This window comes from Clostridium saudiense (assembly GCF_000577815.1).
Classification (GTDB): Bacteria; Bacillota; Clostridia; order Clostridiales; family Clostridiaceae; genus Clostridium; species Clostridium saudiense.
Genome location: NZ_CBYM010000014.1, coordinates 36,881 through 49,743, shown reverse-complemented (window position 1 = coordinate 49,743; position 12,863 = coordinate 36,881). Strand labels below are relative to the sequence as shown.

9 protein-coding genes are annotated in these 12,863 nt (G+C 27.0%); all 9 read right to left on the bottom strand.

The genetic code is table 11. The annotated features are described in order from the left end of the window. Positions 1–14: 14 nt before the first annotated feature. Positions 15–425 carry a peptide deformylase gene (locus TY07_RS08790; protein WP_042398259.1) on the bottom strand — a complete coding sequence of 137 codons (411 nt, stop codon included), beginning with the start codon at positions 423–425 and terminating at the stop codon, positions 15–17. Between the two features lie 36 nt (positions 426–461). Next, positions 462–965 carry a GNAT family N-acetyltransferase gene (locus tag TY07_RS08785; protein ID WP_042398256.1) on the bottom strand — a complete coding sequence of 168 codons (504 nt, stop codon included), beginning with the start codon at positions 963–965 and terminating at the stop codon, positions 462–464. Between the two features lie 426 nt (positions 966–1,391). Next, a complete protein-coding gene (locus TY07_RS08780; protein WP_042398252.1) occupies positions 1,392–3,158 on the bottom strand; it encodes an ABC transporter ATP-binding protein in 1,767 nt (588 codons plus the stop codon). Continuing rightward, on the bottom strand, positions 3,158–4,963 hold the full coding sequence (locus TY07_RS08775; RefSeq protein WP_042398249.1) for an ABC transporter ATP-binding protein: 1,806 nt from the start codon (positions 4,961–4,963) through the stop codon (positions 3,158–3,160). Before TY07_RS08775 ends, TY07_RS08780 begins: the two co-directional genes overlap by 1 nt. A gap of 170 nt (positions 4,964–5,133) precedes the next feature. Then, positions 5,134–6,084 carry a HAMP domain-containing sensor histidine kinase gene (locus TY07_RS08770; protein ID WP_242833243.1) on the bottom strand — a complete coding sequence of 317 codons (951 nt, stop codon included), beginning with the start codon at positions 6,082–6,084 and terminating at the stop codon, positions 5,134–5,136. A 226-nt stretch (positions 6,085–6,310) separates the two neighbouring features. Further along, a complete protein-coding gene (locus TY07_RS08765; protein WP_042398243.1) occupies positions 6,311–6,934 on the bottom strand; it encodes a hypothetical protein in 624 nt (207 codons plus the stop codon). Positions 6,935–7,273: 339 nt separating this feature from the next. Next, a complete protein-coding gene (locus tag TY07_RS08760; protein ID WP_042398240.1) occupies positions 7,274–10,063 on the bottom strand; it encodes a sugar-binding domain-containing protein in 2,790 nt (929 codons plus the stop codon). Between the two features lie 305 nt (positions 10,064–10,368). Then, complete coding sequence (gene treR / locus TY07_RS08755) at positions 10,369–11,079, bottom strand: trehalose operon repressor (RefSeq protein ID WP_042398237.1); 711 nt, start codon at positions 11,077–11,079, stop codon at positions 10,369–10,371. Positions 11,080–11,113: 34 nt separating this feature from the next. Then, entirely contained in the window at positions 11,114–12,778 is a 1,665-nt protein-coding gene (gene treC, locus TY07_RS08750) for an alpha,alpha-phosphotrehalase (RefSeq protein WP_042398235.1), read from the bottom strand. Positions 12,779–12,863: the final 85 nt, after the last annotated feature.

The following is a 12,863-nucleotide window of genomic DNA, read 5'->3' as shown; positions in this document are numbered from 1 at the left end:
ATAAAATAATTTTACTATATTATAATTCCATTACAATGATCTATTTCATGTTGAATAATTTGAGCTACAAACCCAGTAAATTTTTGCTTTTGTTTATTAAAATTTGCATCTAAATATTCTACTTCAATTTCTTCATATCTTATAGCTTTTCTAAAACCAGTTAATGATAAACAACATTCTTCTGCTTCATATCTTTTTTGCTTTTTTAAAATAACTGGATTTACCATTGGTACTATTAACTCTCCAGCAGCAAACACTATAATACGCTTTTTAACGCCTATCATATTTGCAGCCATTCCAACACACTCTTCAATATTTGCTCTTAATGTATCTATTAAATCTTCAATTATGCTTGCATCTTCTTTATTGGCATCTTCTGATTTTTGAGCTAAAAATAATTCATCTTTTACAATTGGTCTTATCATCTTTACTTCCCCTTTTCTACTATTACTCTTTTATTTTTATATAGTTTTCTCAAAAGCTATTCTTTTTGCACCATCTTCTAAAAAGATAATTCCACAATATTTGAAATTATTTTTCTTAAGTAAATTTTGCATTGGTATATTTTCCTCATGAGTATCAACTCTAATACTATGTATATTATTGCTTAAGCAAAGCTCTTCTGAATATTTAATAATTTCATGCGATAAACCTAATCCTTTATAATTACTATCTACTGCTATTCTATGAATTACCCCGTATTTATCATTTGTAATCCATTTACCATCAATAATATTTTCATATGATTTTTCTTCTTTAAATGAAACAACTGTAGTTGCTACTATATTATTATCTTTTAACATTACATAGCTTTGCCCATTATCTATGTCATTATTTATTACTTCTTTGTTTGGATAATTATTTTGCCATTGATTAATTCCTTGTAATTTAAAATACTCTTGAGCCTGTCTAATAATTTCCATTATTCTACTAACATCTGATTTTATCGATTTTCTAAATTCCATTTTATTCTCCTTAAGCTCTAGATTTTTCTTGCCAATACTTCTTTATATTTTCATTCATTTGTTTTTATAAGTTTAAATAATTTAACCTTTAACTGTTTTAGTATAATTAAATTTAGTTTAAACTTCAACTTTTTCCAATATATTTGCCAAAATTTAATCCACTAAAAAAGAGGTAAATTCTTATTGGATTATTAAACTCTATAATATACTTTTTAAAAATTGCCTTATTCTTTCATTCTTTGAATTAGTGAATTAGCTGCATTTTAATTCCATCTAAAAAAAACAAAGAGACGGTGTTGTTTAACAACATCATCTCTTTGTGTATATTATATATCTATTACAATAATTTATAAATATATTTTAGATATATATTCTTATTTTTCAATAAGTAATCAAAGAAATAAATCTTTATTACTTTTTTCTATATTAAGCTACCTGTTCAAATTGACTATTATACAACTCTGCATAGAATCCATCCTTAGCAAGTAACTCTTCATGATTTCCACTCTCTAAAATATCTCCATCTTTTAATACAAGAATAACATCAGCATTCTTAATAGTTGAAAGTCTATGAGCTATAACAAAAGATGTTCTTCCTTCCATAAGCTTATCCATTGCACTTTGAATTAAAAGCTCTGTTCTTGTATCTACTGAACTTGTTGCTTCATCTAAAATTAACATTGGAGCATCTTTAATCATTGCTCTTGCAATTGTAAGCTGTTGCTTTTGTCCTGCAGATAAATTAACTTTATCATTTAAAATTGTGTTATATCCATCATGTAATGTTTCAATAAAGTGATCTAAACCAACTGCTTTACATGCCTCTTTTATAACCTCATCACTTACTCCTTCTTTGTTATATACAAGGTTTTCTCTAATTGTACCTTCAAATAACCATGTATCTTGTAGTACCATGCAGAATAAATCATGAATATTTTCCCTTGTTAAATAACTTGTAGGAATATCATCAATTAAAATTTCACCACTATTAATTTCATTAAAACGCATTAGTAAATTTACTAGTGTAGATTTACCTGCCCCTGTAGGCCCAACTATGGCAACTTTTTGACCTGGCTTTGCAATTGCAGAAAAATCATTGATTATTATTCTATCTGATCCTTCATAACCAAACTTAACATTTTTAAATTCTACTTTTCCTTTAGCATTTTCAAGTGATTTAGTCTTATGACTTTCATCTTCCATTTCTTTTGCTTCTAAAAATTCAAAAACACGATGACTTGCAGCAGCTGCTGATTGTAAATTTTGAACTCCTTGAGCCATTTGAGCTAAAGGTTGAGTAAAGTAACGAACATACATTATAAATGCTACAATTACCCCAAAAGAAATATTACCATTCATTGCAAGAGCTGCACCTACTACGCAAACTGCAACATATCCTAAATTTCCTATAAATGTCATAATAGGCATCATTAATCCTGATAGGAATTGAGCTTTAAATGTACTATTTTTAAGTGTTGAATTTAAAGCCCTGAACTTATTATCCATTTGTTCTTCTGCATTATAGGCTTTTACAATAGTATGCCCTGAATATACTTCTTCAATATGTCCATTAATTTTTCCTAAATATTCTTGTTGTCTCATAAAATACTTTTGAGAGCTTTTCATAATTATCATCATTAGTGCAAAACCAATCATTGTAGCTAGTACTGCAGTTACTGTCATTATGACATTTGTCTTTAACATCATAATTAAAGAACCAAAGAATAAACATATTGCACTAATTAATGTTCCAACACTTTGATTTAACGCTTGCCCTATAGTATCTACATCATTTGTAACACGAGAAAGTAAATCCCCAGTAGTATTATTGTTATAATATGACATTGGTAATTTATTTATTTTCTTAGAAATATCACTTCTTAAGTTTTTAGAAACTTTTTGTGTAATAGTTGCCATAATATAACCTTGAGCAAAAGTTAAAATTGCACTAATTACGTATATAGCAACTAATGTTAGTCCTATTGATGCTATTTTATCTAAATCAATACTAGTCATTATCCCAGCTGTAATAATATCTGTCATTTCTGATAGCTTATCAGGTCCTATTATAGTTAATATAGTTCCTATAACTGCACTGGTCAAAGCAATAATTATTACTGGAATATATTTTTTACAATAAGTTATAAGCTTACTTAAACTTTTTTCTGAATTTTTACTTTTGTTTCTATTCATTATACAACCTCCTCCTCTGAAATATCTGAACAAGCTGCTTCCATGTCCACAGCTAATTCCTCCTTTGAAAGTTGAGAGTATGCAATTTCTTTATATACATTACATGTTTTCATTAATTCATCATGTTTTCCTATACCAACCATTTGACCATCTTCTAATACAATAATCTTATCTGCATCTCTTATACTACTTATTCTTTGAGCTACGACAAGCATTGTTGTTCCTATACTTTCTTTTTTCAAGAATTTACGAAGTTTGCTATCTGTTTTGTAATCAAGAGCTGAGAATGAATCATCAAAAATTAATATTTCTGGATAACGTGCTATTGCTCTTGCTATTGATAAACGTTGCTTTTGACCTCCTGAAAGGTTAGTACCACCTTGTGAAATATGAGCATCATATTCTCCATCTAAAATTTCAACAAACTCAGCTGCTTGTGCTGCATATACCCCATAAATAACATCATTTTTTGTAATTTCTGATTTGCCATTTTCTCCAAATGCTACATTTGATTCAACTGTTCCTTCGAATAAAGTAACCTTTTGAGAAACATATCCTAATTTATTTCTAAGATATTTTTGATCATATTCTTTTACATTAACTCCATCCACTAATACTTCACCTTCTGTAGCATCATAAAAACGTGGAATAAGATTAATTAATGTACTTTTACCAGCACCAGTTGCTCCTATAAATGCAATTGTTTCTCCTCTATTAGCTTTAAAACTAATATTTTTTATAACATAATCATCTGCATCTGGATATTTAAAACTAACATTTTTAAATTCAACTTGTCCTAATACTCCAATTGGTGATTGTGTATTTGTTCCATTTTTTATAGTAATTTTAGTCTCTAATACCTCATTAATTCTTTTTGCTGCTACAGTTGCACGTGGCATTATAATAAATACCATAACAAGCATCATAAATGCCATTATTACTTGTATTGCATATGATGAAAATACTATAACATCTGAAAATAATCCCATTTTTTCAGTAATATTTGCATTTTGAATTAATACTGCTCCAACCCAATAAATAGCAAGACTAACTCCACTCATTATAAATGTTATACTTGGCATTAATACTGCCATAACTCGATTTGTAAACAAGTTAACTTTTGTAAGATCATTATTTGCAACTTCAAATTTATCTTCTTGATATTTTTCTGCATTATATGCACGAGTAACAGAAATTCCCGAAAGATTTTCTCTTGAAACACGATTTAAGTTATCTGTTAATTGTTGAAGTTTTGTAAACTTTGGAAGAGCTAACACAATACAAGTACCAACAATTAATATTAATACTACAACTGCACCAGCTACAGTTAATGATAGTTGCCAGTTTCTACCTACAATCTTTAGTATCGCCCATACTGCAAGTATAGGAGCTTTTATTAAAGCTTGTAATCCCATAACTATAAATGTTTGAATTTGATTAATATCATTTGTAGAACGTGTAATTAAACTTGCTGTAGAATAATTATTAATCTCTTCCATAGAAAATGATTGAACCTTATCAAACATTTTAAATCTAAGTCTTGCAGACAAATTAGCTGCTATTTTTGCCGCTAAAGCAGCAACAATAATAGAAGCTACTAAACTTCCTAATGCACAAAGTAACATCCATCCACCTGAAGTTAAAATTTCACTCATCTCACTTCCTGGTGTTTGTACAAGTTGTGTAATTTCACTCATATAATCTGGTAATTTTAAATCAAGCCATACTTGTGAAACTACAAATGCAATACTAATAATTAAAAGTATCCATTCCTTCCCCTTAAAGTTTTTAAATATTTTTAACATATATTAAATCTCCTTCCTTGATGTCTTGATTAAATCATATATTATAAAAATTAACTGAAAATAAACTTAATCTACCTTTTATTAATTTAATTATTAGAAATAAAAAAACTGATAACCACTAAATTTATAGTAGCTATCAGTTCTTAAATAAATTACATTGTATTTAATTTTTATATTTGCTCTATTGGCAATATTATTGTAAATTTTGTTCCCTTTGAAACAATACTCTCACATTCTATTGTTCCACCATGCAATTCTATTATTTTCTTAACTATAGTAAGACCAAGTCCATTACCTTTAGTTGAATGAGAAGTATCTTCTTGATAAAATTTATCAAATATTTTAGATACGACCTCTTTAGAAATTCCTATTCCCGAATCTATAATAGTAATTAAAATTTCCTTTTCTTTTTTCTTCATATTAACACTAACTAATCCATTTTCATTATTAAATTTAATTGCATTATCTAATAAATTTAGCCATACTTGATTTAGCATTTCTTTATTAGCATATATATTACAATCTTCAATATTAATATCTAATGAAATATTTTTAGACTGAAACTTAGAATCTAAAAGTAATATACTTTGACGAATTTGCTCACCTATATTGAACATCTGCTTTTCTTTTAATATAGCTTGAGTTTCAATTTTAGAAAGATTTAAAACATTAGTAGCAAGTGATGTTAACCTTTTAGATTCTTCTATAATTATATCTAAATATTCATTTCTTTCTTCTTTAGAAAGATCATCATCCTTTAAAATTTCCGCAAAGCCTTTAATAGATATAATTGGTGTTTTAAATTCATGAGAAAAATTATTTATAAAATCTGTACGTAATACTTCAATACTACCTAATTCTTCTGCCATTGTATTAAAATTTTTAGATAATATTCTAAATTCAGGTGGCTTTCTTATATTTAAACGGGCTGAAAAATCTCCACGTGATAGTTTATCTGTTGCTTCGATAAACTCTCTAACATTTTTTAATACAGCTCTACTTGAACATGCAGAAACTACAACACCTATTAAAATACATGAAACTAATGTAATTATAGGTAATACCATTATACCTGTAATATTTTTTTCATTTAAAATTCCTAGAGCAAATGATATATACATTAAAACCCCTGTAATAACTGTAGTAATTAAATTAATAATGATACTAAATAATAAACTTAACATAAACAAAATGTTTATTACTGTTAAATACATTAGAATAAATCATCATATTTAATATTTTACAATAGATTTATTTACCAATCCATAATTCATATTATAATAATAAAAAGAGAAGTTGTACCCTATTTACTTAGTTGTGCAACTTCTCTTTTTTATAATTAAATCCTTATTTCTTTTTCATTGAACGTATAACTTCAACTCTTGTTACAACATTATTTGTTATTTTTGCTACTCTTAATGCAAATCCTGGATAATAAATACATACTCCTGTGCCTAACTCTAGTTTTCTTGCTTCTATTTCCTTTAGTACAATATCTTCTAATGTATCTTCTTTATTTTCATGTGGTATATCGATATGTTCTAAAAAGTTTATCCTTTTTACTCTTTCACTACTTCTATAAATAGTTTTATCAACTTCATCAAAGTTATAAAATAAGTACTTTCTTGTAGCAAACAATGCTGCTATAGCTAGTACCCCTATTAAATTTTGGAATATTGTCATGTGTTCAACTATTAATTGTCTTGCAATAGCAAAAAGTAAAACTTCAATTACAGTTTCTGGTGTATGTTTACATAACATCTTTATAAATTCTATTCCAATAACAAAGTTAAATGCTATTGAAAGATAATCATTAAATGCATCTAAATTATTTCTAAATGAGAATACCGATGTAATATCAAAAATTAGATATATAACAGATATTCCAATACAAATTGCTAAAAGTACCCCTATTATAGTCTCAAGTGTATCTACTACTTTTAGCACCTGTTCTTTTATAAATTTCTTCATAATATTTACCCCCCTACTTAATATCTAATTATTTAATAAAACTAAATATAAAAATAACATAATTATATCTCGTATTTTTACATTCTTATTTTTATTTATTTTTTTATTATATCATGAAATATCCCTCTTTTATGTGATAACAATTACATTTTTCTATTATTTTTACATTAAATATATTATTTTTTAAGTTAAAAGAGCTTTCTTTGTTATAATAGTTATAATAAACACTTTTTACTGGAGGTAATGTATGCTTATAAGAGAGATACAAGAAAAAGATAATAAAGCCTCCTAATCCAATTTGAATAATTGACTCGGAGGCTACATCATTTTTTATCTCTATTACTTACTATTAAATATACTATTAAACGTATCTATCCTAATAGTTTTCTCTGGCTTAAAATCTTTACTTTCCATATATTTAATTAAACTATATTGAAGCCATTCTGCTGGACTACTATCCACTATTTCTTTAAGGGGTGAATTGCAAACTAAAATTTTAGCTTCATTTACTTTAAATTCATAAACTAATCCTAACAAATGATTTCTCTCAAAATTATCAATCATTTGTACAATTGGATCAATCTTAACATTATCTAAAATAGATAAACGGGAATTCATAATAATATCCCACCATTGTGGAGTTGAATAAAACTCGCATGGAAAATTCATTAATGCAGGATGTTTATCATTTATTAATAATCCCATTGTTCCTACTGGTATAGGTTTACCCATACTTTCTGAAATAGATCTAAACATTGGATAACACCAGAAATCTGTACAATAAGTTCCTTCAATTGAATTTATATTTTCCTCTTCTTTTGGATAATATAATATCTTTTTATTATTTGAAACTCCACTTATCACTTCTAATAAATCATCAGTAATAATAATATTTTCTTTATCTAATTCTGGGACTATAGGATATACCCATAACTCATAGTGATTTAATATATCTAAATCTTCAATTGTTAATTTAAATGTATATTTTTGTGGTACTTCACATTTTGGTAATTGAAAGCTTACAGTTGATAAATTATTTACACCAATAGCAAGTTTACTTACTATTACTTCTTCCTTCCATAGACAACTTGTTTCATTCACAAGTTCTATCTTTAAAACCATATTGCAATTTTTAATTTCTTTTCTATAATTAGTAAGTTTTATATTACATTTAAATTTTTCTCCTGCATCCCATACATACTTTGAAAACTCTCCAAGCAATATACAATCCGAACAGAACTCTCTCCATTCTTCTGATGATATTATTCCCTTATTATCCATAAAAGCATCTAAAATCCCTACTAAAGCAGTTCCTTGTCCACTAAAATCCTGCAAGTCTAGCAATTGGAATCCTGCTAATTCATTGCTTCTAAATGCTGTTTCTAATTCACCTTTATAGCATTCTGCTGCTAATTTACCTGATGCTTTAAAGTACATATCAGCCTTATCAATTAATCCTTTTTCCTCTAAACGCTCTTTAAACACTTCGAAATTCCTAGCTTTTAATACTCCAGTATATTTATCTATTTCTTTGAAATTAGGAAAAGTTTCATATTGTCCAATTTCATGTGAAATAACTGGTACCTTAGGAATAAACTCTTCTGTTTCAGACACAAGTACTTCTTTTACTCCAGTTCCATATTGAATTTGCTTAACTCCAACTTCCCCTGCTGAACTTTTTTTCTTTGAAGTTGGTCTTATTATTTCATCATAATTATGAATTGTATTTGGTGCGTCTGTTTGTATATGACCTTGTGGAGCATCACACATTGCATAAGAACCTCTATATAATCTATCACCTGTAAAACGAACTCCACTAAAGAAATCATCCTCTTCTAAAATACATGGTGCCCATTGGAAGTTATTACATCCTTGTACATAAAGATGTCTATTATCATATTCTTTATATCCCTTTAAAATAGAATTTAGAGTTTCCTTGCTTCCCCATAATTCATTACCTAAAGACATCATAACAAATGATGGATGATTACCAAATTCATCTAACATTCTATATCCTTCTTTAATTAAATACTCTTCCATAGCTTCATCATGATTTTCATCTTCTTTTGTTGTTATTGTCCCCCAGAAAGGTAGTTCTGGTTCCATATAAATACCAACAATGTCTGCTGCCTCAAAAGCAGCTTTAGGTGGACAGCATGTATGGAATCTATAATGATTAATACCGTATTCCTTTGATGTTTTTAAAACCTTTATCCAGCTTTCTAAATCTGTTGGTGCATATCCTGTTAAAGGAAAAATTAACCCATCATGTTTTCCTCTAAGAAAAGTCTCTTGTCCATTTATTAAAAACTTCTTTTCATTAGTTTTAAAAGATAACATACCAAATGAATAAGTATCTTCATTTATAACTTTTTCTTCATTTTGAATTTGTATTTTCATTTTATAAGTATGTGGATTATATTCACTCCAAAGTTGAACATCCTCTCCCATTAAGTACTTTACTTCAAATGAATTATTATTTATGTTATAACCTTTTTTATCAAATACTTTAATCTCATCAAAAGCTGTCAATGAAACTTTTTCTATTTTATTACCTAAAATATTTCCTCTTACTATAACAGATTTATCTTCGATATTAGGATAAAACTTAACATTTGATAATCTAGTTTTATTAGTAATTTTAATAGAAATTTCCCCAGTAATTCCATTCCAATTTGTTTGAGTATCTGGTGAAGTCATATGTCCACCTTTTGTTGGATATGAGGTATTATCAACCATTATAGTTACCTTGTGCTTGTTATTGTTTACATAAGGGGTAATATCGTAATGATGAGATGTACATAAACTATTATATGTTCCCACATAATTATCATCTATCCAAAGGTGTGTTATCCTTGTTCTTTCCATTATTAATTCTATATAATCATTTTCACTTTTATTTGGAAATTCTACTTCTTTAGAAAACCAAGCAAATCCTTCGAATTTGTATAAATCAGTAAGATATCCAACTTCTCTATCAGTATTTATTTCACCTTTCTTTGCTTCAGAAGTTGTTGTTGGTAAAGTAATTGTATCATTTAATTCTTTTTTATATAATTCATTATTTAATCCTTGTTTATCTTTATCTAATTGAAAATTCCATTCACCATGCAAATTTATTTTAGTCATATCTATTCCCATCCTTTTATATAGTTAAAATTTATAATCTAATTATTATAAAAATACAATTAAATTTTATATGTAATTAATTATAATATTAACCTTTTACTTTAAATACCCGAAAAATATCACCAAAATTATAGTATTTATTTTATTACCTACATGAAAATTCAAATTATTTAATAGTTAAATAAATATATTTATTAATTAATTAATAAAAAAAAGTGCACTGATGTAAACTGATATCTATAAACTTAAACACTTTTTTATAAGTGTCTAGTCTATAGGTATCAATTTATAAGTGCACCTTTTTATTAATGTCTTCTTGCGAAATCTACAAATACAAATTTATCTGGCCTATGTCTTGACTCTGTATACTGAAATAAACTTGTATCATCTAAATATGTATAGCTTTTAACTACTACTATCATATCAAAGCCCTTCATATCTAAATACTTTTTATCTTCCTCTGAAGCATTTTGAACTGTTATTTCTTTTTTTGCATATGCTATCTTTAATCCTAACACATTTTCAACATATTCATATAAAGAATTCTTGCATATATCTTCAGTAAGATTTTCTACAAATTTTTGAACTACGTAATCCTTATCTAATATTACCTTTTCTCCATCTATAGTTCTTGCTCTTACTATTCTCCATACTTTCTCATCTTCATTTATCTCAAGCCCTTTTGAAATGTTTTTTTTAGGAATAATACACTCTAAAGCCTCAACTGTTGTTTCAATAGCCCTTCCTGACTTTTCACTAAGCTCTTTAAGACTAACTACACCTGAAACTGGGAAATTAAACTTATTTATGTCTAAAACAAATGAACCTTTTCCTTTACTTTTTTGAATATATCCATTTTGTTCTAGCATATTTAAAGATTTTCTTACAGTATCCCTTGAGACATTATACTCATCCATTAATTCCTTTTCAGAAGGTAATTTATCATTTGCTACATATTCTTTACTTTCAATTTTATTAACTATAATGTTATATATATTTAAATACTTCTTATCCATTTCATCACCATAGTTATTTTATCATAAATATCTACTATTTCTCAATATAATAAACTATTGACTCATATGGTCTAAGTATTATTTCTTCCTTTAATTTTCTAGAATTTGAATAATTTGATATTAATGTATTTACTTTATATTCATTGCATAATAATTCTGATGGTAATTTTACCATTGTTTCTTCACCATAGAAGTTATTTAAAACTACTAAAGTTTTATTTTCATAATTTCTTGTATAAGCTAATACTTTGTTATGTTCTTCTAATATCATTTCTATATTACCTTTTGAAATAACATCATATTCTTTTCTTAAAGATATTAACTTTTTATAATGGTAAAATACTGAATCCTTATTTTCTAATGCCTTTTCCGCATTTATTTCTTTATACATTTTACTAACTGGTATCCATGGAGTTCCTACAGTAAACCCTGCATTTTCTTTACTATTCCATTGTATCGGAGTTCTTGAATTATCTCTTGATTTTGATCTTAATATTTCTAAAATATCCTCTTCAGTTTCACCTTGTTCTTTTAATATATTATAATAATTTATAGATTCAACATCTCTATATTCTTCTATTGAATCAAAGTAAGGATTAGTCATTCCAAACTCTTCACCTTGATAAATATAAGGAGTTCCCCTCATCATATGAATAGTTGTTGCTAACATTTTACCACTTTCATTATGATACTTTTTATCATTTCCAAATCTAGATATTGCTCTAGGTTGATCATGATTGCACCAAAATACTGCACTCCATCCATTACCCTCTTGCATTTCCTCTTGCCATTGTTTGAATATATCTTTTAACATCTTAAAATCAAAATCCATCATTGTCCACTTATCACCATTTTTATAGTCAACCTTTAAATGATGGAAATTAAACACCATTGAAAGTTCTTTTTCTTCAGGATTTGAATACTTAATACAATTATCTACTGATGTTGAAGACATTTCTCCAACTGTAATTATATCTTCATACTTACCAAATGTATTTTTATTAAGTTCTTTTAAATACTTATGAATATTAGGTCCATCAGTATAAAATCTTCTTCCATCACCTATATTGTCACTTTCAAACACTTCTGGCTTTGAAATAAGATTAATTACATCTAATCTAAAGCCTTTTACCCCTTTATCTAACCAAAAGTTTACTACTTTATAAATTTCACTTCTTACTTCTTCATTATCCCAATTTAAATCACCTTGTGTAACGTCAAATAAGTGAAGATAATATTCATTAAACTCTTCTACATACTCCCAAGCATTACCACCAAATTTTGAAACCCAATTAGTTGGAGGTTCATTATTTTTCCCTTCCTTAAATATATAGAAATCTTTATACTTCTTATCACCTTTTAAAGCTTTTTTAAACCACTCATGTTCAGTAGAAGTATGATTAAATACCATATCTAACATAATATCAATATTTCTTTTTTTTGCTTCCTCTACAAGATTATCGAAATCTTCCATAGTCCCCATTCTTGGATCTATTTTGTAGTAATCTGCAACGTCATATCCATTATCTTTTTGAGGAGATACATAAACAGGAGTTAACCATATATAATCTACACCAAGTTCTTTTAAATAATCTAATTTTTCTGTTACTCCGTTTATATCTCCAATTCCATCTCCGTTTGAATCATTAAATGACTTAGGGTATATTTGATAAACTACACTTTCTCTAAAATCTTTCATTTTAACTATCTCCTTCTATCTAGCAAATAATGGACGATATATGCCTAGTAATTTTATACTATTCATATATCATCCTTTTATAATT

Coding starts and splice junctions, on each gene's coding strand:
- TY07_RS08790 (WP_042398259.1), bottom strand. CDS start 425: ATGATAAGACCAATTGTAAAAGATGAATTATTTTTAGCTCAAAAATCA.
- TY07_RS08785 (WP_042398256.1), bottom strand. CDS start 965: ATGGAATTTAGAAAATCGATAAAATCAGATGTTAGTAGAATAATGGAA.
- TY07_RS08780 (WP_042398252.1), bottom strand. CDS start 3,158: ATGAATAGAAACAAAAGTAAAAATTCAGAAAAAAGTTTAAGTAAGCTT.
- TY07_RS08775 (WP_042398249.1), bottom strand. CDS start 4,963: ATGTTAAAAATATTTAAAAACTTTAAGGGGAAGGAATGGATACTTTTA.
- TY07_RS08770 (WP_242833243.1), bottom strand. CDS start 6,084: ATGTATATATCATTTGCTCTAGGAATTTTAAATGAAAAAAATATTACA.
- TY07_RS08765 (WP_042398243.1), bottom strand. CDS start 6,934: ATGAAGAAATTTATAAAAGAACAGGTGCTAAAAGTAGTAGATACACTT.
- TY07_RS08760 (WP_042398240.1), bottom strand. CDS start 10,063: ATGACTAAAATAAATTTGCATGGTGAATGGAATTTTCAATTAGATAAA.
- treR (WP_042398237.1), bottom strand. CDS start 11,079: ATGGATAAGAAGTATTTAAATATATATAACATTATAGTTAATAAAATT.
- treC (WP_042398235.1), bottom strand. CDS start 12,778: ATGAAAGATTTTAGAGAAAGTGTAGTTTATCAAATATACCCTAAGTCA.